The sequence below is a fragment of the Bacillus sp. 2205SS5-2 genome (assembly GCF_037024155.1).
Classification (GTDB): Bacteria; Bacillota; Bacilli; order Bacillales; family Bacillaceae_K; genus Bacillus_CI.
Window position 1 is genome coordinate 16,416 of the sequence record NZ_JAYKTS010000003.1, and the last position, 23,680, is coordinate 40,095.

17 protein-coding genes are annotated in these 23,680 nt (G+C 39.0%); 15 read left to right on the forward strand and 2 right to left on the reverse strand.

The genetic code is table 11. The annotated features are described in order from the left end of the window. Positions 1 to 31 precede the first annotated feature (31 nt). The 3 genes from purN to purD all read left to right on the forward strand — a co-directional run bounded on the left by purN (position 32) and on the right by purD (position 3,929). Complete coding sequence (gene purN, locus U8D43_RS02595; RefSeq protein WP_335869411.1) at positions 32 to 613, forward strand: phosphoribosylglycinamide formyltransferase; 582 nt, start codon at positions 32 to 34, stop codon at positions 611 to 613. 30 nt (positions 614 to 643) lie between these two features. Beyond that, on the forward strand, positions 644 to 2,179 hold the full coding sequence (purH, locus tag U8D43_RS02600; RefSeq protein WP_335869412.1) for a bifunctional phosphoribosylaminoimidazolecarboxamide formyltransferase/IMP cyclohydrolase: 1,536 nt from the start codon (positions 644 to 646) through the stop codon (positions 2,177 to 2,179). A gap of 454 nt (positions 2,180 to 2,633) precedes the next feature. Continuing rightward, positions 2,634 to 3,929 (forward strand): phosphoribosylamine--glycine ligase, encoded by a 1,296-nt coding sequence (gene purD, locus U8D43_RS02605; protein ID WP_335869413.1) that lies wholly within the window; start codon positions 2,634 to 2,636, stop codon positions 3,927 to 3,929. Here the strand turns inward: purD and U8D43_RS02610 are convergent. Next, positions 3,883 to 3,993, reverse strand: a complete 111-nt coding sequence (locus U8D43_RS02610) for an EYxxD motif small membrane protein (protein WP_335869414.1) — start codon at positions 3,991 to 3,993, stop codon at positions 3,883 to 3,885. The genes purD and U8D43_RS02610 overlap by 47 nt on opposite strands. Positions 3,994 to 4,076: 83 nt before the next feature. Then, positions 4,077 to 4,409 carry a YgaP family membrane protein gene (locus U8D43_RS02615; protein ID WP_335869415.1) on the reverse strand — a complete coding sequence of 111 codons (333 nt, stop codon included), beginning with the start codon at positions 4,407 to 4,409 and terminating at the stop codon, positions 4,077 to 4,079. A 118-nt stretch (positions 4,410 to 4,527) separates the two neighbouring features. Here U8D43_RS02615 and U8D43_RS02620 point away from each other — a divergent pair, with 118 nt between their 5' ends. The 12 genes from U8D43_RS02620 to gatC all read left to right on the forward strand — a co-directional run bounded on the left by U8D43_RS02620 (position 4,528) and on the right by gatC (position 23,676). Further along, positions 4,528 to 6,264 carry an adenine deaminase C-terminal domain-containing protein gene (locus U8D43_RS02620; RefSeq protein WP_335869416.1) on the forward strand — a complete coding sequence of 579 codons (1,737 nt, stop codon included), beginning with the start codon at positions 4,528 to 4,530 and terminating at the stop codon, positions 6,262 to 6,264. A 37-nt stretch (positions 6,265 to 6,301) separates the two neighbouring features. Continuing rightward, complete coding sequence (locus tag U8D43_RS02625) at positions 6,302 to 7,348, forward strand: DUF3048 domain-containing protein (protein WP_335869417.1); 1,047 nt, start codon at positions 6,302 to 6,304, stop codon at positions 7,346 to 7,348. A gap of 55 nt (positions 7,349 to 7,403) precedes the next feature. After that, positions 7,404 to 7,700, forward strand: a complete 297-nt coding sequence (locus tag U8D43_RS02630) for a YerC/YecD family TrpR-related protein (RefSeq protein WP_335869418.1) — start codon at positions 7,404 to 7,406, stop codon at positions 7,698 to 7,700. 596 nt (positions 7,701 to 8,296) lie between these two features. Continuing rightward, positions 8,297 to 8,992, forward strand: a complete 696-nt coding sequence (gene pcrB / locus U8D43_RS02635; protein ID WP_335869420.1) for a heptaprenylglyceryl phosphate synthase — start codon at positions 8,297 to 8,299, stop codon at positions 8,990 to 8,992. Positions 8,993 to 9,156: 164 nt separating this feature from the next. Then, positions 9,157 to 11,370: a DNA helicase PcrA gene (gene pcrA, locus U8D43_RS02640; RefSeq protein ID WP_335869612.1), complete on the forward strand. Its 2,214-nt coding sequence runs from the start codon at positions 9,157 to 9,159 to the stop codon at positions 11,368 to 11,370. Positions 11,371 to 11,386: 16 nt separating this feature from the next. Then, positions 11,387 to 13,393, forward strand: a complete 2,007-nt coding sequence (ligA, locus tag U8D43_RS02645) for an NAD-dependent DNA ligase LigA (RefSeq protein WP_335869421.1) — start codon at positions 11,387 to 11,389, stop codon at positions 13,391 to 13,393. A 13-nt stretch (positions 13,394 to 13,406) separates the two neighbouring features. Beyond that, positions 13,407 to 14,600, forward strand: coding sequence for a CamS family sex pheromone protein (locus tag U8D43_RS02650; protein ID WP_335869422.1), 1,194 nt, complete (start codon positions 13,407 to 13,409; stop codon positions 14,598 to 14,600). A 1,044-nt stretch (positions 14,601 to 15,644) separates the two neighbouring features. Then, positions 15,645 to 17,156: a sodium/proline symporter PutP gene (putP, locus tag U8D43_RS02655; protein ID WP_335869423.1), complete on the forward strand. Its 1,512-nt coding sequence runs from the start codon at positions 15,645 to 15,647 to the stop codon at positions 17,154 to 17,156. A 259-nt stretch (positions 17,157 to 17,415) separates the two neighbouring features. Continuing rightward, positions 17,416 to 19,011, forward strand: coding sequence for a malate synthase A (aceB, locus tag U8D43_RS02660; RefSeq protein WP_335869424.1), 1,596 nt, complete (start codon positions 17,416 to 17,418; stop codon positions 19,009 to 19,011). A 163-nt stretch (positions 19,012 to 19,174) separates the two neighbouring features. After that, entirely contained in the window at positions 19,175 to 20,461 is a 1,287-nt protein-coding gene (aceA, locus tag U8D43_RS02665; protein ID WP_335869425.1) for an isocitrate lyase, read from the forward strand. A gap of 1,602 nt (positions 20,462 to 22,063) precedes the next feature. Beyond that, positions 22,064 to 22,510 carry a YueI family protein gene (locus tag U8D43_RS02670; RefSeq protein ID WP_335869426.1) on the forward strand — a complete coding sequence of 149 codons (447 nt, stop codon included), beginning with the start codon at positions 22,064 to 22,066 and terminating at the stop codon, positions 22,508 to 22,510. Positions 22,511 to 23,385: 875 nt separating this feature from the next. Continuing rightward, positions 23,386 to 23,676, forward strand: coding sequence for an Asp-tRNA(Asn)/Glu-tRNA(Gln) amidotransferase subunit GatC (gene gatC / locus U8D43_RS02675; protein ID WP_335869427.1), 291 nt, complete (start codon positions 23,386 to 23,388; stop codon positions 23,674 to 23,676). Positions 23,677 to 23,680: the final 4 nt, after the last annotated feature.

Genomic DNA, 23,680 nt, shown 5'->3' on the forward strand with positions numbered 1-23,680 from the left:
TATTATGAAAAGAAAAGAGCGGAGGCTAATGATGAAAAAAATTGCCGTATTCGCCTCAGGAAACGGAAGTAATTTTCAAGCTTTAATAGATGCTGAACAAGCGGGTAATCTTCATGCAAGTGTGGAATTATTAGTCTGCGATAATCCTAATGCTTTTGTGATTAGACGTGCCCAAGCTGCTGGAATACCGATCTACAGCTTTGTACCTAAGAGTTTTTCATCGAAAGAAACGTTTGAAAAAGAGATATTAAGAGAATTAGAGAAAAGAGAAATAGAATTTATCGTTTTGGCAGGGTATATGCGTATGGTGGGAAAAACACTTCTTCAACATTTTGAAGATAAAATTGTGAATATTCATCCGTCGCTTTTGCCTGCCTTCCCTGGAAAGGATGCAGTAGGTCAAGCGTTGAAGGTAGGAGTGAAAATCATCGGTGTGACCATTCATTTTGTAGATGAAGGAATGGATACAGGCAAGATTGTCGCACAAGAAGGAATCCCTGTGTCACCGATGGATACGAGAGAAAGTCTTGAAGAGAAAATTCATGAGGTCGAACACTGGCTTTATCCGAGAACGTTAAATCAATTATTTCATCAATTCACTGAAATGAAGTAAATAGCTGCTGTGAGAAAGGGGAAATCAATTTTGAAAAGACGTGCATTAATAAGTGTTTCAGACAAAAGTGGCATCGTGGAGTTTGCTCGTTCCCTAAAAGAGCTTGGGTTTGAAATCATTTCGACCGGAGGGACAAAGACCGTTTTAATGGATAGTGGGATCGAGGTGATGGGGGTCGACGAGGTGACCGACTTCCCTGAAATTTTAGAAGGACGAGTGAAAACTCTTCATCCTCATATACATGGAGGGCTGTTAGCGAAGCGAGAGGATGAATCCCACCTCCAACAACTAAAGGAGCATGGTATTTCCCCTATTGATATTGTATGTGTCAATTTATATCCGTTTCAACAAACGATTGCGAAGCCTTTTGTAACAGAAGAAGAAGCGATTGAGAATATTGATATTGGTGGTCCGACCATGCTTCGTTCAGCGGCAAAGAATTTCAAAAATGTCACTGTTTTAGTAGATTCCTTGGATTATAATGTAGTCATTGAGGAGATGAGGGATCAGGGGGAAGTAAGCCGCGCGACACGTTGTAAGCTTGCTGCAAAAGTGTTCCGCCATACAGCAGCCTATGATACATATATTGCCGAGTATATGACCAAATATTCAAATGAAGAACAGCCAGAGCAGATGACGTTTACGTTTGAACGAAAGCAGTCACTAAGGTATGGAGAAAACCCACATCAACAAGCCACCTTCTATCGTTCTCCGCTTGGATCTGAGTTTTCAATTGCAAGCGCGCGACAGCATCACGGAAAAGAGCTCTCGTACAACAATATTCATGATGCAGATGCGGCTTTACAAATTGTGAAAGAATTTTCAGAGCCTGCAGCAGTTGCTGTGAAACATATGAATCCTTGTGGAGTGGGTGTAGGAGAAAATATTTCAGAAGCGTTTGAGAGAGCGTTTGAAGCAGATTCAACGTCTATTTTTGGTGGAATTGTTGCTTTGAATCGAGCAGTTGATCTAGAAACAGCGAAAAAGCTCCACGAAATCTTCTTAGAAATTGTCATTGCACCAGCTTTTACCGATGAGGCGCAAGAAATCTTAACCGGGAAGAAAAACATTCGACTTCTTACCGTTTCCTTTGATCGTAAATCTAATAATGAGAAAATGCTAACATCGGTTGAAGGAGGTCTTCTCGTTCAAAATCTTGATTTATTTTCTCTAGAAGATGGCGATGTAAAAGTAGCGACTGAACGTGAACCAACTGAGGAAGAATGGAATGCCCTTAAACTAGGGTGGAAAGTCGTTAAGCATGTAAAGTCAAATGCCATTGTGCTCTGTCAGGACAATATGACTGTTGGGGTGGGAGCTGGCCAAATGAACCGAGTGGGAGCAGCGAACATTGCCGTTGCCCAAGCAGGAGAAAAAGCCAAAGGATCCATCATGGCTTCAGATGCATTCTTCCCAATGGACGACACAGTAGAAGCAGCAGCAAAAGCAGGCATAACAGCCATCATCCAACCCGGAGGATCCATCCGGGACGAAGATTCCATCAAAAAAGCAAACGAACACGGAATCACGATGGTCATGACAGGAATAAGACACTTTAAACACTAAAAGAAAAGCGGAAGTGGCTGATCAGGGACGGCAGGCATCTGGCAGAACACGAAGTGAAGCCTGCTTCACGTAGTGGGCTGACAAATGCCCGAGTCCCTAGCCACTGCAGCTGGACAAAGAAAAGCGGAAGTGGCTGATCAGGGACGGCATTAGCCTGGTTCCTCAAGCTATAACGACTAACTGCGCGAATTCATGTAGAAAGGCTGTTTTCGCAAAGTTTGTTGCTTTTCGCACTAGTCTATAAACGGTGATTTAGCTTTGTTTCGGGCATCATTTCGTCTATTATTGATGGAAATAACAATGAAATGGGCGATTTAATCAAAAATCAGGTGATTTAGCCACAATGTATACGAAAAGAGCCTTTAGAAAAGAGCCACAAACATAAAGCTGCTTTAGATACAAAAAATAAGATAAATCCGGGTTAACTTCAGCCCATAAGAAAGGTGGGGAAAGGATGAATATACTAGTTATTGGCCGAGGTGGCAGGGAGCATGCCGTCTGCCAGAAACTTTCCGAAAGTGAAAGTGTCAACCGTGTATTTTGTGCCCCAGGTAGTGAGGCGATGAGGCAAGCTGCACAACCAGTTCCGATTGATGAAATGAATTTTTCTGAACTAGTGAAATTTGTGAGAAGAGAGAACGTGGACCTGACCATTGTCGGACCGGAGAATCCCTTACTTGCTGGGATTGTAGATTATTTTCAAGAGCAAAATTTAGCGATTTTTGGTCCTACTCAAGCAGCCGCAGAAATAGAAGGAAGCAAGGCATTTGCTAAGAATTTAATGAAGAAATATGATATCCCAACTGCTCAATACGAAACGTTTACAGATTTAGACAAAGCGAAACGATATATTGAGAAGCAAGGTTTACCCATCGTGATAAAAGCAGATGGCTTAGCAGCAGGAAAAGGCGTTGTGATTCCGACAACATTGGCCGAAGCATTCTCGACTCTTGAAGAAATGCTGGTGAATCAACGGTTTGGCGAAGCATCAAGCAAGGTTGTTATCGAGGAATTTCTAAAAGGAGAAGAATTCTCTTTTATGTCACTCGTTAACGGTGAAAAAGTATACCCGATGGCGATTGCCCAAGATCATAAACGCGCATTTGATGGTGATCAAGGTCCAAATACAGGTGGAATGGGGGCATATTCGCCTGTTCCCCATATAACGGATGAGGTATTAAAAACAGCATTAGATCGCATAGTGAAGCCTGTTGCTGAGGCGTTGGTAAAAGAAAAACGTTTATTTAGCGGCGTTTTATACGCAGGTCTTATATTGACAGAACAAGGTCCGAAGGTGATTGAGTTCAATGCTCGATTTGGTGACCCGGAAACACAAGTCGTTCTGCCACGCCTGAAAAATGATCTAGGTTCTGTTTTTTGCTCTGTACTAACAGAAGAGGATGTTACCCTAGAATGGGAGCCACAAGCTGTGCTAGGTGTAGTTCTCGCTTCAAAAGGGTATCCAAATGAGTATGCAACAGGCATAGAAGTGGAAGGTCTTCGTGAGTTGTCGAAAGAAACGCTAGTGTTTCATGCAGGAACAAAAATAGAAAAAGATAAAATCCTCTCAAATGGAGGGAGGGTTTTGTTAGTAGGGGTAAAAGCGGATAGCATTCAGCTAGCTTATACGAAGGTATATAAAGAATTAATGAAGCTATCAATAGATCCATTTTTTTATCGTAGTGATATTGGAAAACGAGCCATTACGGGCGACGTTTCTTCGTTTTTCGAACATACACAAATAAAATAGCGACAATACCACCTATCAAGGCTGCCAAAACAAATGTCATATCGGTTATGTACTCTAAGAACATTTTGTTCCCTCCATTCAGATTAGGGAGTCCGTTTCATTGGACTCCCTTGTTTAGATTACGCTGTTTTCGCAAAAATCATTTGGTTAAGAAGGATTGTAAGGAAGATCTGGAAAATCCTCTTTATCTGATTCTTCCTTATCCCCCTCGGACATCTTACTACTAAAAGCATGAATCATCTCCCCGATATCAACATCTTTCTGCTCCATCGTGGAGGCACTTTTCTCAAACAGCGCTGTCAGAGGACAATATCGTAATATACCTTCTCCGATTTTCATCCCAGCGACCATAGCAACGAGGAGATACGACTCTCTCCATGGCTTTTTAGACAATTTTGCGGTCGACCAGGCAAGAATGGTAAAACCAGTCGTGATTCGAATTAATGCGTTAATGATCCCGATATTAGGAGAAACTTTCATAAAATAAACACTTCCTTATGCAGAATTTTTATACAATTTACATATTTACCTATTCTTAAAACTTGAAAATATGGTACGATAATAAAAATCAGAGTTAAAATTTAGAGGAGTGTTTGAGTTGGAACGACACTATCGTTGGAAAAGCAAACAAATACGTGAACATATAGAGATTTTACAAGGGAAGCTATCGCCTACGACGATCCTGAAAAATGCTTGTTATCTCCATGGTAGCTTGAAAAAATGGGTTCAAGGGAATATTTGGATTTATCAAGATCGTATAGTTTATTGTGGTGAAGCGATGCCTCTCATGTCAGAGAAAAGTGAAGTTATCGAATGCAAGGACTACTTTCTTGTCCCAGGTTACATTGAACCGCATGTACACCCATTTCAGTTATATAATCCCCATTCTTTTGCGAACTATGCATCCTTATCCGGAACAACAACCATTATTAATGACAATTTAATGCTCTCTTTATTATTAGGTAAAAAGAAAGCGTTTTCTTTATTAGAAGAGTTGAAACAATCTCCGGTTTCAATGTACTGGTGGAGTCGTTTTGATTCACAAACGGAATTGTTAGAAGAAGAAAAAGTATTTTCAAATGAGGAAGTGAAAGGGTGGCTTGAGCATCCAGATGTATTACAAGGAGGAGAACTCACAGCTTGGCCGAAGCTAATGGCTGGCGATGATATGTTACTTCATTGGATGCAGGAAACGAAAAAGCTGGGGAAAAAGATGGAGAGCCATCTTCCAGGGGCGTCAGATGCAACATTAGCCAAAATGAAACTATTTGGAGCAGATGGCGATCATGAAGCTATGACTGGAGAAGACGTGTATAAACGATTATTGCATGGTTATCAAGTGACGCTACGCCATTCGTCGATTCGGCCAGACTTACCCAAGCTATTGAAAGAGATATTGGAATTGGATATTACTTCTTATGATAGCTTTATGCTCACAAGTGACGGATCTACACCGTCTTTTTACGAACAAGGGGTTTTAGATTGGCTTCTCAAAATGACGATTGATGCTGGGATTCCAGAAATAGAAGCTTATCAGATGGTAACATATAATGTGGCGAAATATTACGGAATCGACCATCTTCACGGAATGATTAGTACAGGTAAAATTGCGAATATCAACTTCTTAGAATCTCCTTCTAATCCTACTCCCATTGCCGTTATGGGAAAAGGGAAGTGGATAAAACACTTGAATGGTGAAACGTATAAGGTGCCTGTTCCAAAATGGAAGGAATATTTACCGCCATTAACTCTTCCATGGGATTTGACTGATGAAGAACTTCAATTTTCGATGCCTTTTGGAATTGAAATGGTGAATGATGTTATAACAAAACCGTATACGGTGTCGATTGACTGCGCGTTCGAGTCGCTATCGACTGATCATGATGAGAGCTTTTTATTGCTGTTAGATCGTCATGGAAAATGGCGAATTAGCACCTTAATAAAAGGATTTTCTCATTCTGTTAGCGGATTTGCCTCTTCATTTTCCAATACAGGAGATATAATCGTGATTGGGAAAAGTAAAAACGATATGAAAAAAGCATTTGCTAGAATGAAGGCGATCGGTGGAGGGATGGTTCTTGTTGAGAACGGCGAATTAGTTCATGAAATTCCCCTGATTTTGAGTGGTATAATGTATGATGGCGAAATGAGTGAGTTGATAGAGCTTGAAAGCACGTTGAAAGAGGAATTAAGCCGACGGGGTTATGCTTTTGCTGATCCGGTGTATACATTGTTGTTTTTGTCATCGACACATTTGCCCTATATTCGGGTAACCCAAAAGGGGCTTTACGATGTGATGAAAAAAAGTGTACTTTTTCCCTCAATCATGAGATAGACTATAAAAACAGCTTTGAAAAGTAGGTGTGACCAATATGCGGAAAAAAGCAGCGGTGTTTATAGGTGTGATCATGTTCCTAACTGCTTGTGGAGACAACGAGACAACCATGCCGCAAGAAGTAGGGAAAGTAGAAGAAATATCGGAACAAAACACCAGCATCACGAAGAATGATGTAGAAGAAAAGGAAACGGTAAGTTATACCTATCCTTTAACGGGAGTAAAAACAGAAACTCCATCATCAAATAGAGCCATAACAGTTACGGTTAATAATCATCCGAAAGCAAGGCCGCAATCTGGATTGTCTCAAGCAGATGTAATTTATGAATTGTTAGCAGAAGGGGAAATTACTAGATTATTAGCAGTATACCAAAGCAACTACCCTACTGTAGTTGGACCTGTACGGAGTGCACGCGGTTATTTTATTGATATTGCTAATAGTTATCAGAGCATCTATATTGCTCATGGATATTCGCCAGAAGCGCAAGAAATGTTATTCGGAGGCGAAATTGATCACCTTAACGGAATCCAGTATGATGGGTCTTTGTTTCATCGTGCAGAATCTCGTGTAGCCCCTCATAACTCATATATTACTTTTAAAAATATTATGCAGGGCGCAAATAAACTAGGCTACAATATGGAAGGTGCACCAGCAAGTTATGCGTTTTTTTCAAACGATGAGGAGACAAAAACGGGAAATGTTTCTTCTTTTACGGTAAACTATTATCACAATCCATCATATACTGCTACCTATCAATATGAATCTGGGAAGTATGAACGATCGGTTAAAGGAGAGAAGACCTTTGACCTTGAAAGCAATTCCGAGGTGAAATTAAGCAATGTATTAGTTGTTGAAGTGCCTCACAAGATCATAGATTCTGTAGGTAGACGCGAGTTAAACCTTACAGGAGGAGGAAAAGCCTTACTTTTTCAAAATAGCCAAAAACTAGAAGTTACATGGAAGTATGAAAATGGACAAATTGTACCGTATAATGGAGAAGAGCAAGCAAAACTAGTTCCAGGAAAAACATGGATATCCATTATTCCGACCAATCCGGGCATATCAGAAATGGTTTCTTATTAAGGAACTGTTCTTAGCTGTAAATTTGTTTCATCTAATCGCAAAAGGAGTCTAAACAATGCAAATTGATAAACTAAGAGGGAAAGAACTCGATCAATTATTTCTATCGATCTTATCTCTCAAAAACCTAGAGGAAAGCTATCTTTTCTTCGATGACCTATGTACTGTGAATGAAATACAATCATTAGCACAAAGGCTTGAAGTGGCACGTATGCTTCGAGAAGGCAAAACGTATCATAAAATAGAAACAGAGACAGGGGCAAGCACAGCCACTATTTCTCGTGTAAAGCGCTGTTTAAATTACGGTAATGATGCCTATGAAATGGCATTAGACCGCATTAAGAAAGAAGATTAAACAAAAAATCCATCTTTTATCAGGTGGATTTTTTTTGTTGATTAATCAAATAAGGACCTTTTCGTTTACCATGAAATATCGATGGAATCCTCCACTTTAGCAGTGCTTTTTATCACAAATTGATGAAAAAATGCCCCGAAACGAAGCTATATCAACGTGTATAGACTGATTCGAAAAGCAATAAACTTTGTGAAAACAGCTTTTTAAAAGGAGATAGGCTTAAGTGGACCAGAATCAGGGAGCTAACGAATAGACCACTAATAAAAGGATGAAGCTGTGCACAAATTCCATCTATAAATACAAGGAGGAGAATGGAAAGGGGAATCCTAAAGTTAGATAAGGTAGTGCAGATGATATGGTTTTTGGTGCTTTGTTTTTTCATTTTTCACCCTCCTTCGAATAATAAAGTTTTGAATCTATGCCGAGAAGAGGCCGTTTAATATCAAAAAAATATTCTTGTTGAAAAGTCCTGCTTTTTCCAAATTACGATAACAAACAATGGGTAAATATTGGGGGGTGAACTTCAATGCTTTTCTTTTAGCTCACTTTGTCACATGCTATAATGGAGAAATGGACAAGTGAATGGAGGGTACAAGATGTATGATGTACGTATGTGGCGTCATGTATATAAATTAGATCCAAATAAACCGATTTCTGATAAGAACTTAGAAAAAATTTGTGAATCGGGAACAGATGCGATATTAGTGGGAGGAACAGACGGAGTTACTCTCGATCTTGTGCTAGATTTAATGGCAAGAATTCGTCGGTTCACCGTACCTTGTATATTAGAAGTATCTAACTTAGAATCACTAACACCAGGATTTGATTTGTATTTTATTCCGACTGTGCTAAATAGTAACAGTTCCCAATGGCTAACCGGCTTACATCATGAAGCGGTAAAAGAGTACGGTGATATCATGAACTGGGATGAAATCCTCATCGAGGGCTACTGTATCTTAAATTCCGAATGTAAAGCAGCTTTGTTAACAGATGCAAATGCCGATATTGAGACCGAAGATGTGGTCGCATATGCAAGAATGGCAGAAAAAATGTTTCATTTGCCCATTTTTTACTTAGAATATAGTGGTCAATACGGTGATTCTAGTCTAGTAAAGAAAGTAAGTAGTGTATTAGAAGAAACAACGTTATTCTACGGTGGCGGCATTCAGTCTGCAGAGCAAGCCGCAGAGATGGCAGGCGTATCGGATGTCGTTGTCGTGGGAAATGTGATATATGATAATTTAAAGGAAGCTTTAAAAACGGTAGAAGCCGTCAAACAAACAACAAGATAAGTTTTTTAAAAAGGAAAAAACGTGTGAATTTTAACAATGGTTTTGGTGTTTAGCTTCAGCTGGTTGTGCTTATGCGTGTCGCCGACAGTCGGGCGCTTTTCGCTTTTATTCGTGAAATACGATATAATAAGAACAAACGTTCTAAAGATGGTGGTGGAAACGAGATGCAATATTTATCTGAGAAATTATTAACCGGGATGAATCCTCCGCAAAAAGAAGCTGTACAAGCAACAGATGGTCCACTTCTTATCATGGCAGGAGCTGGATCGGGAAAAACACGTGTGTTAACTCATCGCATTGCGTATTTAATGGTGGAAAAGCGAGTTAGTCCTTACAATATATTAGCGATTACATTTACGAATAAGGCCGCTCGTGAAATGAAAGAACGTGTGAACAGAATACTAGGTGGAGCTGGAGAAGACGTGTGGATTTCGACCTTTCACTCCATGTGTGTGCGTATCTTACGTCGCGACATTGATCGAATAGGTTTTAGTAGAAATTTTACGATTTTAGATTCGTCTGATCAGCAGTCCGTGGTGAAATCGATTTTAAAAGAGAAGAACATTGACCCGAAGAAATTTGATCCGCGCGCCCTACTGGGGATGATTTCATCTGCTAAAAATGAACTAATGAAAGCAGAAGAATATAGCAAACAAGCTGGTAGCTATTTTGATCAAGTAGCGAGCGATGTGTATACAGAGTACGAGAAGCGCCTAAAGAAAAATCAGGCATTGGATTTTGATGACCTAATTATGACGACGATTAACTTATTTCAACGAGTTCCAGAGGTGCTGGAATTTTACCAACGTAAATTTCAATACATTCATGTTGATGAGTATCAAGATACAAACCGGGCACAATATATGCTCGTAAAATTATTGGCGTCTCGTTTTCAGAATCTCTGTGTGGTTGGGGACTCAGATCAATCAATTTATCGGTGGCGCGGTGCGGATATTGCCAATATTTTATCCTTTGAAAAAGATTACCCGAGAGCGCGTTCGATTTTCCTTGAACAAAACTATCGGTCGACAAAACGGATTTTGCTTGCCGCAAATAATGTAATTGAGAAAAACCTAAACCGTAAGCCGAAAAACTTATGGACTGAAAATACAGAAGGTGAAAAAATTGCCTATTTCCGTGCGGATAATCAGCAAAGTGAAGCTCAGTTTGTTGCAGGGAAAATTAAAGAATTGGTTGATGGAGGTAAACGGAAGTATTCTCAATTTGCGATTTTGTACCGGACCAATGCTCAGTCAAGGGTAATGGAGGAAGTACTATTAAAGTCAAATATTGAGTATACAATTGTCGGTGGAACCAAGTTCTACGATCGTAAAGAAATTAAAGATATTTTAGCTTATTTACGATTAGTTTCGAATCCAGATGATGATATTAGCTTACAACGAATCATTAATGTCCCTAAAAGGGGGATTGGATCGGGCTCCATAGACAAAATTGCTCGGTATGCACAAACAAATGACTTATCCATGTTTCAAGCATTGGCTGAGGCTGACTTCATTGGATTAAGTCCAAAAATTACGAGTGGTGTTCTTCAATTTAGAGAGTTGATTCATAAGTACACGCAAATGCAGGAATACTTGTCGGTAACGGAGCTTGTTGAAGAAGTGCTCGAAAAAGCTGGTTATCGAGAAATGTTAAAAGCAGAAAAATCAATTGAATCACAAAGTCGTTTAGAAAATATCGACGAGTTTTTATCTGTTACCAAAAGCTTTGAAGAGAGTAGTGAGGATAAGAGTCTGGTAGCCTTTTTAACGGATTTAGCTTTAGTTGCCGATATTGATTCGCTAGATAAAGAAGAGAAAGTCCAAGATGCAGTTGTCTTGATGACTCTCCACTCTGCAAAGGGTCTAGAGTTTCCAGTTGTCTTCTTAATGGGAATGGAAGAAGGAGTATTCCCTCACAGCCGGTCCCTGATGGAAGAAGATGAGATGGAAGAAGAGAGACGTTTAGCTTATGTAGGAATTACACGGGCAGAAGAAGAGCTTTTTATTACGAATGCTCAGATGCGAACTCTATACGGCCGAACGAATATGAATCCTGTTTCACGATTTATAAGTGAAATCCCAAGCGATTTACTTGAAGAGGTAGGCAAAGAGAAGCCTATCTCAGGTGGTTCTCTTTTCCAAGGAAGAGCGAATCAGCCTCGCAGGCAGCCGGTGAGCCGCCCGGTACAAAACACAACAGGTGGAGAAAAAGTCGGTTGGCAAGTGGGCGATAAAGCTGAGCATAAAAAATGGGGAACGGGAACGGTCGTTAGTGTGAAAGGCCAGGGTGATTCTATGGAATTAGATATCGCTTTTCCAAGTCCTGTAGGCATCAAGCGATTGCTGGCGAAATTCGCTCCGGTTCAAAAAGTATAAGAAGGAGCTGTTTTAAGTGGACCATCAAACAGCAGAATTACGTGCAAAAAAGTTACAAGAGTTATTAAATCACTATAATTATGAATATCATGTAAAAGATACTCCTTCAGTGGACGACCAAGAATATGATCAATTATTGAAAGAACTAGTGTCAATTGAAGAAACATATCCAGATTTACTTACTTCAGATTCCCCAACACAGCGTGTAGGGGGAGCTGTTTTAGAAGGATTTCAAAAAGTGGAACACCGCACGCCGATGCTTAGTCTTGGCAATGCATTTAATGAAGAAGATTTACGGGATTTTGATCGCAAGGTGCGAGAGAATGTTGGGGAAGATTTTCGCTACGTCTGTGAGCTGAAAATCGACGGCCTCGCCGTCTCCCTCCGGTATGAAAATGGTTATTTTGTACAAGGAGCTACACGTGGAGACGGCTCGGTCGGTGAAGACATTACCGCTAACTTGAGAACAATTCGCTCTATTCCTTTACGAATAGAAGAACCGCTCACAATGGAAGTGCGCGGAGAAGCGTTTATGCCAAAGAAATCCTTTGATAATGTGAATAAACTTAAGAATGAGAATGGAGAAGAGCCATTTGCTAACCCGCGTAATGCTGCAGCTGGATCTCTTCGTCAATTAGATCCTAAGATTGCAGCTTCTCGTAACTTAGATGTCTTTCTTTATAGTATCGCAGATTCAGGAGAAACCGGAATAACAAGTCATAGTGAAGCCTTGAATCTACTAGATGAATTCTCCTTTAAAACCAATAAAGAGCGTCAAATAAGTGAAGATATAGACGAAGTCATTCAATATGTGTCACAGTGGGAAGAAAAAAGACCACATTTAGCGTATGATATTGACGGAATCGTCATCAAAGTGGATTCTCTCGCTCAGCAAGAAGAGTTGGGCTTTACGGCGAAAAGTCCGCGCTGGGCCGTTGCGTTTAAATTTCCGGCGGAAGAGGTTATCACGGTATTACGGGATATCGAGCTAAGTGTCGGAAGGACAGGTGCGATAACCCCAACAGCAATTTTGGATCCTGTAAAGGTAGCGGGAACTACTGTTTCACGTGCTTCCCTTCATAATGAGGATTTAATTCGAGAGAAGGATATTCGCATTGGTGACCATGTTGTGGTAAAAAAAGCAGGCGATATCATTCCTGAAGTTGTCAATGTCCTCTTGGATCGACGCTCAGGAGAGGAACAAGAGTACCATATGCCTACTCATTGCCCTGAGTGCGAAAGTGAGCTCGTGCGAATAGAAGAAGAGGTCGCACTTCGGTGCATTAATCCAAAATGTCCAGCGCAAATTCGTGAGGGACTCATTCATTTTGTTTCACGTAATGCTATGAATATCGATGGGCTTGGAGAAAAAGTGATTAGTCAGCTTTTTCATGAAAACTTAATCGTCGATGTCGCAGATTTGTATTCAATAACGAAAGAACAACTAGTTGCACTTGAGCGAATAGGTGAGAAATCAGCTGAAAATTTAATTCAAGCCATTCAGACAACGAAAGAAAATTCGTTAGAGAAACTACTATTTGGCTTGGGAATACGCCATGTAGGTGCTAAAGCAGCAAAAACACTCGCTCAGCATTTTGAAACTATGGAAAAATTACAAGGTTCTACCCTTGAAGAACTAATCACTATCAATGAGATTGGAAATAAAATGGCGGATAGCATAGTCACGTATTTTGAGAAAGAGGAAGCACAAGAACTTATTAGAGAACTAGAGGAAGCGGGCGTGAATTTGACCTATAAAGGTCCAAAGCTTGTATCGGTAGAGGATATTGATTCCTTGTTCGCTGGTAAAGTCATCGTGCTAACGGGAAAACTTGAAAAACTATCACGAAGTGAAGCAAAAGAAAAAATCGAGAGCTTAGGTGGAAAAGTAACGGGAAGCGTCAGCAAAAAAACAGATCTTCTCATCGCAGGTGCAGACGCTGGCTCTAAGTTATCTAAAGCAAGAGAGCTCGGTCTAGAGGTTTGGGATGAAGAGAAGCTTGTCGAAGAACTTAGCAAGTAAGAGGTGTACACAGATGAAAAAATGGTTATTCGTGTCCTTAACAATGGTGCTCATCATGAGCGGTTGTGCTCCAGCATTTCAAAAGGAAGAAAAAGTTGTGGAAGAAAATGAAAACAAACAAGGTCAAACGGGGATCATCCCTTCTTTTCAAGTGTCAGAAGACTATTACAAAGTTCTTCTCCCATTTGAAGAAAGTGCCGCAAGGGGAAATGTCGTCACAAATATTAACACCCGCTATGATGTGGTTGAATTCGAAACGGGGTTGATGCGCCTAGCTCAATCCAAATTCTCCCCTGAAAAATATGTGTTTCGTGAGGGGCAAAAGCTAGATGGAGAAACAATCAAAGCATGGCTTAGTCGAGAGTATACAGAAGAGCAGATGGAAGAGTATAAGATGGATAAAGAAGACAATCTTGGCTTGAATCCGGTGCTTTCGGAAGCTGAGATAAAGGAAAAAGGGTTTGTCCAAGCACATGAGGATAATCCTTTGTATATCGCTCATGTTCTAGAGCATGATTATTTCGTGAAATCAGAAGAAAATGCAGTGAAGCTCGCTGGAATGACCATCGGAATAGCCTTGAACTCCGTTTATTATTACAGAGAAACGAAAGCAGACGGTACATTTTATGTCAAAGAGCATAAGGTAGATAAAGCTGATCGCGTCAAATACGGGGAAAAAGTCGCACAAGAAATTGTCAATAGACTAAGGGCAGATGAAGAAATAAGCGACATTCCTATTATGGTTACACTATTTGACCAACAAAAGAAATCAGCGGTCATTCCAGGTAATTTTATTTCGTCCACTTTTATAGACAAAGGTAAAACGAATATTTCTAGTTGGCAAGATATTAATGAGAAATATTATCTTTTCCCATCAAACGATGCCGAGGAAGACCATCGTGACGATTGGCAGTATTTCCAAAACTTTAAAGACGACGTGGAAGCCTATTTTCCAAACTTTAATGGTGTGATTGGAACGGGTTTTTATCGAGGGGATCAATTATCGGACTTGAAGATAGAAATTCCGATTCAGTTTTACGGAAAAGCTGAAACCATTGGTTTCGCTCAATATTTAAAGGGATTAATTATTGATCATTTCCCTTCCTATTTGTCGCTACAAATATCCGTTACGTCAGTTGATGGTCCTGAAATTTTATTTGTTCGTGATGCAGGCAAAGAAGAACCTTTTGTTCATATATATGAGTAGTAAAATCAAGTCCTTTTATAGGGCTTTTTTTGTTTTGCAGGAATTCTAGATTCGGGGGATCCTAGTTATAAGGTCGATACAGGCTAGGGGGTTGCGTCATTCGACTTTCGCCTCAGAATGGGCACCTTCCACTATAAATATGTTATTATTTACATAAAATGGAAATAGGTTGGTAAATTTATTAAATTCTGTGTTCGAGCTCTTCTTAGTACTATTGGGATTATTTTGATTAGTGGACTGCCGTCATTATTTGATGGAATGAAGTTAAAATATTATCGGTTATTTGCATCAGATTTTTCACATAAGTAAGCAGCTATTTCATCTTTCGGAGCTGCAGTATGAAGTTGATAGGAATATTACTTTTCAAATAATGATTTTATGGATTTATAAAAAAACGAATCTCATGATTTTTGCCTTTGTGTCTACTGGGTCCGATCGAGCAGCTTTTTGAGAGTTTTTCTGTAATTCCGATAACCATCTTCACCTACTTTTTACATTTCTAACAGCATAAGAACAAAAAGCGACAGTATCAGGGGGTAATTCAATGGATACAGTATAAATTAGAAGGTATCCCCACTTAGGTATCAACTGAGGAATTTTAGTCGGTTCTAAAAGGCTTGAAAGCTTAAAACTGAATTTAAAAGTCAATAGACCCAAAAGATGAAAGGAAACAATATTTTATGAATTCTCTTTAAAATTGTAGTTTTGATAAATTTAATTTTATGAATTTTTGTGTATAGATATTATCTAGATGTTTCCATAAACAGTTTATATTCAAAAATAACGAATTTTTATTCATTTTAAAAAATAAAAACGAAAATTCAATCTGTTCAGATAATTTATATGTGTTACGGTTATTAGGTGCTAATAAGCTGTTTCGAAACATGCAAAGTGTGTATATATTTTTCACTAGATATGAATATGAATTTTTTTTCAATATGCATGCATAGGTTCGCTACCTTTTATCCTTTACAAGAATCATAGAAAGTCTGCTTTGATTCATTCTAAACAACATACTACTAAAAAAGGAGAATGCCACATTTCATGGATACTGCTACTTTAATAACATTTATTGTGTATTTAATTGCTATGCTTGCAATCGGGGTTATTTCGTACCGGTTAACAAGTAATTTATCAGATTATGTATTAGGAGGAAGGAGTCTTGGACCAGGGGTTGCTGCTTTAAGTGCAGGAGCGTCGGATATGAGTTCTTGGCTACTATTAGGGTTACCAGGCCTTGCGTATGCAACTGGATTAGATGCTATCTGGTTATGTGCTGGTCTAATTGTCGGTGCTTACCTCAATTGGAAGTTTGTTGCCTCAAGGTTACGTTCGTATACAGAAGTTGCGAATGATTCCATTACGGTTCCTGATTTTCTTGAGAATCGCTTCAAAGATTCTTCTAGAGTGCTACGTATTGTGTCTGCACTAGTTATTCTTATTTTCTTCACATTTTATGTTTCTTCTGGTTTAGTTGGAGGGGCATTATTATTCCAAGAAACTTTCAATATGACGTATAATATGGCTCTTTTTATTGGTGCGGTCGTGATTATATCTTATACGTTTTTAGGTGGGTTCTTAGCTGTAAGTTGGACCGATTTCTTTCAAGGGTTATTAATGTTTGGTGCTCTTGTGATCATTCCAATTGTAGCGATTTATGAACTAGGTGGGATTGGAAGTACGCTTGATCAAGTACGTTCAATTGATCCTTCTCTCTTAGATCCGGTTGACTCGGTAACCACATTAGGAGTAATTTCACTTTTAGCGTGGGGATTAGGATATTTTGGACAGCCTCATATCATCACCCGATTTATGGCAATTCGTTCAACCCAAGAAGTGCCAAAAGCCCGTTTTTACGGGATGACTTGGATGATTATTTCAGTAATTGGAGCCATTGTTGTCGGAATCACAGGTGTTCCTTACTTTGCTGATGACCCGTTGATTGTTGGAGAAATCAATCAGTCAGAAAAAGTATTTATTTATTTTGCCGATGTCCTTTTTAATCCGTGGGTATCAGGCATCTTATTAGCTGCCATCCTCTCAGCTATTATGAGTACGATTGATTCACAATTACTTGTATCTTCTAGTGCTCTTGCTGAAGATTTTTATAAAGCATTATTTAGAAAAAATGCTTCTGATAAAGAATTAGTGTGGGTAGGACGTGCGGGTGTTATTGTCATATCTGTGATTGCGATCACACTTGCGTATATTGGAAACAAATCTAGCGGCGGGTCAATTCTAAACTTAGTTAGTTATGCTTGGGGTGGCTTTGGTGCTGCCTTTGGCCCGGTTATACTATTCGCTCTCTATTGGAAGAGAATGAATGGACTAGGAGCATTAGCTGGTATTATTACAGGGGCTGTAACCGTTGTGGTTTGGAAGCAATTAACGGAGATTGAGTTCATTAAGTTCGATTTATATGAAATCGTACCTGGATTTATATTAGCATCGATTGCAATTGTGGTGTTCAGCTATATCGGAAACCATCCGCGCAAAGCAATTATAGCAGAATTTGATGAAGCTATTGAAAATGACAATGAAACATCAATCACATAAAGACCCGCTTTAGACTATAAATATACGGTCTGGGCAATTTAACTGGGTAACCCCTATGGCGATTTCGCCATAGGGGGTTTTTATTTTAAGCGGGTTTGAAAAACATGTCGAATAAAAATTCTGAAAAATTAGGCATAAGGTGTTTCCTTTTCGGAATCACTGTTATATAATACAAATATAAAAATAAAACTGTATTATAACAAAGTAGAGCAGAGTAATAATAGAAATGAAAAAGCTAAAAAGGATGTGGGAACTGCGAATGACAACACAAACGGCAGGTATTAAAGTGAACGGAAGGATGGAAGAAGGTTTTCAAGAGATTTTAACGCCGGAAGCTCTACAGTTTATTGAGCAACTTGAAAGGAGATTCGGTGTTCATCGATTAGATCTTTTACAAGCAAGACGGGAAAAACAGGAAAAGTTGAATCAAGGAGAGCAATTTACGTTTCTTTCTGAATCGGAACATATAAGAAGATGCGACTGGACGATTGCTCCTCTCCCTGAAGCATTACAAGATCGAAGAGTTGAAATTACTGGCCCTGTCGATAGGAAAATGGTGATTAATGCACTAAATTCGGGTGCGAAAAGTTTTATGGCCTGTTTTGAAGACGCGACTTCTCCCACTTGGGAAAATGTGATAGAAGGTCAAATAAATATGAGAGACGCAGTTTGTGGTTCGATCTCATTTGGGGGGCAAAATGGGAAAAACTATGTGTTAAACAAAGAAACGGCCATTATAAACGTTAGACCAAGGGGCTTGCATTTAGAAGAGAAACAAATTACTTTAGACGGTCACTCGATTTCTGCTAGTTTCGTAGACTTTGGTTTATTTTTCTTCCATAATGCTGCCCGTTTAGTTCAGGAAGACCGAGGTCCTTATTTTTACTTACCTAAACTAGAAAGTCACTTAGAGGCTCGCTTATGGAATGATGTATTCGTATATGCTCAGAAATATATTGGGATTCCGAGAGGGACCATTAAAGCAACGGTCTTAATTGAAACTCTGCCTGCTGTATTTGAAATGGATGAAATTTTATTTGAGCTTCGAGAGCATTCGGCAGGATTAAACTGTGGACGTTGGGATTATATTTTTAGTTATATAAAAAAGCTGCGTGAAAAAGAGGATGTTATCTTGCCAGATCGTTCACAAGTGACAATGACTGTTCCTTTTATGAGAAAGTATTCGCTATTGACGATTCAAACATGTCATAAACGGTTAGCACCAGCAATGGGTGGAATGGCCGCGCAAATTCCAGTGAAGAACGATGAAAAAAAGAATGAAGAAGCGTATAACAAGGTACGGGCAGATAAAGAGCGCGAAGCAAAAGATGGTCATGACGGTACATGGGTGGCTCACCCAGGATTAGTTCCCGTCGCTTATGAGGCTTTTAATCGTGAAATGAGTGAACCAAATCAGATTCGAACTAAAAAACAAGAACAAGTGAAGGTGACAGCAGAAGAGCTTGTGGATGTACCACAAGGAACAATCACGGAAGAAGGCGTTCGCTTAAATATTAATGTAGGAATTCAGTATATTGCTTCATGGTTAAGCGGAAGAGGCGCTGCGCCTATCAATAATTTAATGGAAGATGCTGCAACAGCCGAGATTTCTCGTGCACAGTTATGGCAGTGGTTACGCCATCCAAAAGGTGTGTTAGAGGATGGTCGCAAGGTTTCATTGGAGCTGTACGATGAATTGCAACAGGAAGAACTAGAAAATATCCAGAAGGAAGTTGGTCAAGAGATTTATAAAAATGGTAGGTATGAGCAAGCGGTTGAATTATTTGACTCGCTCATCAAGGAAGATAAATTTGTCGATTTCTTAACTATTCCAGGTTATAAACTTCTGCAGTAAACAGACAGATTTCACCCAATAAGGTAAGAGGTGATGCTAACTTCGAAGAGAAAGCGAAAACCTGAAAAAAAGCATTCCAATTCTGGGATTTGTAGAGTGGGAGTAACAACATCAGTATTTAATTGAGTCTAAAAAATATAGAAAACTAATTGGAGGAATGAAAATGAGTAAACAAAATCGAGTCGACATGTTGAGAGAGAACTGGGAAATGGATCAACGCTGGGATGGTATTACACGCACATATGAAGCGGAAGAAGTGATTAAACTTCGCGGTTCAATTGATATTGAGTACACGCTAGCTCGTCGTGGAGCTGAGAAATTATGGAATCTACTTCGTGAAGAAAATTACATTAATGCGCTTGGAGCTTTAACAGGAAATCAAGCCGTTCAGCAAGTAAAAGCAGGATTAAAAGCCATCTATTTAAGTGGTTGGCAAGTAGCGGCAGATGCGAATCTTTCAGGACATATGTATCCCGATCAAAGTTTATATCCAGCCAACTCAGTTCCACATGTAGTTAAGCGTATCAACCAAGCTCTTCAGCGGGCGGATCAAGTTCAATTCGTGGAAGGTGATGATGAACTGGATTACTTTGTACCGATTGTTGCCGATGCAGAGGCAGGATTTGGAGGACAATTAAATGTGTTTGAATTAATGAAAGGCATGATTGAATCAGGAGCAGCAGCTGTACATTTTGAGGACCAACTATCTTCTGAAAAAAAATGTGGTCATTTGGGAGGAAAAGTATTATTACCGACCCAAACGGCAGTTCGTAATTTAATTTCGGCTCGTTTAGCGGCAGACGTGATGGGCGTACCGACCTTAATTGTTGCCCGGACTGATGCCAATGCAGCTGATTTAATTACTAGTGATGTTGATCCAGTCGATGCGGAGTTTATTACTGGTGAGCGTACGCCTGAAGGATTTTTCAGAACGAGAGCAGGCCTTAATCAAGCAATTGCGCGAGGATTAGCGTATGCTCCGTATGCTGATTTAGTTTGGTGTGAAACGTCTGAACCGAGTCTTGAGGAAGCCCGTCGCTTTGCCGAAGCGATTCATGAAAAGTTCCCAGGTAAATTATTAGCCTATAATTGCTCTCCATCCTTTAACTGGAAGAGAAAATTAGATGATGAAACCATCGCTAAATTCCAAGTGGAGCTTGGAGAAATGGGGTATAAGTTCCAATTCGTTACACTAGCAGGCTTCCATGCTTTAAATCACTCTATGTTTGAGCTGGCAAGAGGCTATAAAGAGCGAGGGATGGCTGCCTACTCTGAGTTACAAGAAGCTGAATTTGGCATTGAAAAATACGGTTACACAGCGACTCGTCATCAGCGTGAAGTAGGGACAGGATATTTTGATCAAGTGTCACTCGCCATCACAGGTGGAAATTCTTCTACTACAGCATTAAAAGGATCTACTGAAGAAGAACAATTTACAAGCACAAAATAATCGTAAATTGGTAAGTAGTTATATAAATTAAACCCACTGGCTTTTGCCAGTGGGTTTAATTTATATGACTAGCAAATAGTAAACCGTAGGCTCCTTTCGTATACATTGTTGTATATGAAATTTTGTATTGATCTCGATCGAAAGTAGGCTGAAAGATACACCAAAACCTATCTTTTCCGGATTATATACTGCAGTTTTAGCAATATTCATTGCTAAAACTCCGTAATCAAACGATTGAATAAAGCGACTAAAGCAAGTGATATCAAGGGATACAGAAGTTCAATCAAACGTTTGATTGAAAAAAAGGGGATCGTGAGCTGGGAAAAGGAGAAAAAGCAGAGAAAAAAACCAATCAAACGATTGAATAAAGGGTGTGAAGCAAGTGATACCAAGGGATACAGAAGTTCAATCAAACGTTTGATTGAAAAAAGGAGATCGTGAACTGGGAATAGGAGAAAAAGCAGAGAAAAAAACCAATCAAACGATTGAACAAAGGGACTAAAGCAAGTCATATCAATGGATACAGAAGTTCAATCAAACGTTTGATTGAAAAAAGGGGATCGTGAGCTGAGAAAAGGGAAAAAGCAGAAAAAAACCAATCAAACGATTGAATAAAGGGTGTGAAGCAAGTGATACCAAAAGATACAGAAGTTCAATCAAACGTTTGATTGAAAAAAAGGGGATCGTGAACTGGGAATAGGAGAAAAAGCAGAGAAAAAAAACAATCAAACGATTGAACAAAGGGACTAAAGCAAGTGATATCAAGGGATACAGAAGTTCAATCAAACGTTTGATTGAAGAAAAGGAGATCGTGAGCTGAGAAAAGAAAAAAAGTAGTGAGAAAAACCAATCAAACGATTGAATAAAGGGTGTGAAGCAAGTGATACCAAAGGATACCGAAGTTCAATCAAACGTTTGATTGAAAAAAAGAGATCGTGAGCTGGGAAAAGAAAAAAAGTAGTGAGAAAAACCAATCAAACGATTGAATAAAGGGTGTGAATCAAGTGATACCAAAAGATACAGAAGTTCAATCAAACGTTTGATTGAAAAAAGGGGATCGTGAGCTGAGAAAAGGGAAAAAGCAGAAAAAAACCAATCAAACGATTGAATAAAGGGTGTGAAGCAAGTGATACCAAAATATACAGAAGTTCAATCAAACGTTTGATTGAAAAAAGGGGATCGTGAACTGGGAATAGGAGAAAAAGCAGAGAAAAAAACCAATCAAACGATTGAACAAAGGGACTAAAGCAAGTGATATCAAGGGATACAGAAGTTCAATCAAACGTTTGATTGACATTTGATAGTACTCTTTCTTGTTGCCAACTATCTGAATAGATCCGAAGCAAGGTTATGCTACCTTTTTATGAATGTAAGCATTTGTGCTCCGTCACTCACAAGCAATGAAGGTGCTTGATTGAGATCGAAATTTTAAAGTAGGAAAGCCAAGTATTTTCGTATAAAAGATAAAAAGTAATAGATGAGAGGTATTTTCCATTGGAAAACCCTAGGTCCCATTAAATTCAATTTACATTTTTGATTCTTTTTCATACAGTAGTAGAGAAGAAGTACCAAGGTTAGAATAGGGTAAAAGGAGGTTTTCTGATGTCGAAGAAAACGGTCGACGATTATTTACAGGACGGGATTTATGGAGCAAAAGAAATCAACCCAGATGAACGGAGAAGGTATTTGGGAACGTTGCGTGAAAGAGTGGTTATTGCGCTCACTCAAAGTCAGGTGCGTAGAAGTGGAGTATATCCAGAGGTGGAAGACCTTATGAAGCAGAATGCAGGAGCTCATCTCTATCTCAATGGAAATATGAACTACTCGTATTTGTCGGATTATATTAAGAAATCGAATAAGCACAGCATTCAATACACAATGGTGACAAATAAGGAATATAACAGTGAGTATGGACTTGTATTTGCGCATGATTTCGCCATTGATAAGGAGGACATTTTTTTATCAGATACACCAAAATCAGTATCTGCTCCTAAAAATCAAAAAAAAATGTCCTTATTTAAAAAGCTTTTTAAAAAATCAAACGAGTAACCCTTTAACTTAGAATTTAATATGATTGTACAAATGTTCGTCCAGAAGGGTGAAGTGCGTAATGCTTTAAAAACAATATTTCCCGCGTTATGTAGAAGGTATCTCGGGTGAACTGAAAGAAGGGGACTGTATCCTTATAGGTACAGTTTTTTCTAATAGGTATTTTCGCAAAGTTTGTGGCTTTTTTACCGGGCAGCATTTCGTCTATTTTTGATGGGAATTAGTAGTGAAATGAAGGACTTAACCAAAAATCATATGAAATAGACACAATGCATACGAAATGAGCCTTCCTAAAACAATTGAAGGGAAAGTAATTCCTTAATATGATTCCATCGTGAGTTCTATTAGAACGGGATATTACGAAGCAACATGAAGCATTTGAAGAAGTGCGGGAATAGAGTGGATATTTTTATGTTTTTTGAAAGCTCAAGTAAGATTCAGGGAAAAAGGTAGATGTGAATGTCCTCATTTTTATAGAATTTATGGTAAGGGTTGCTCACTGGCGGTAGTCCTTTTTGTATTCACCCACCCTTCTTATATCTTTAAAAAAATATCCCATTTTTTTAAAAGGTGAATATAATCATGGATCGATTAGCCCAGAAAGGACAGGGGCATAGTTATTAAGATTATTATATTTGTCCGAAAGATCAAATTTCTGAGAACTCACCTTTTATGATGAATGAAACGTCATATTAAGATAGATAAAAGTAAGTCAGAGCCCATAAAAACTGGCTCATACCGTTATTGATAAGGAGGTTCTATAGTAAGTAAGCGTACTTCCAAGCGATTTTTCGTAAAATGTTGTCAGTTTCTATCGAGGTTTGATAAGATGTGTTTAACATTGAGAGAGTTCCAACCATTTGGAGGTGAAGGAAATGACGAGAATATCAAAAGATGAAGTAAGACATGTAGCTAACTTAGCTCGACTAGCTGTGTCTGAAGAAGAAGTAGAGAAATTCACACAACAATTAGATTCAATTATTAGCTTTGCCGAACAATTAAATGAACTTGATACGAGTAATGTGGAGCCAACATCTCATGTGATTCCTTTGAAAAATGTCTTCCGTAAAGATCAGTCTGTGAAAGGACTTGCTCGTGAAGAAGTGTTAAAGAATGCGCCGAAGCATAAGGACGGCCATATTGTTGTACCATCGATTATGGATTAAGGGG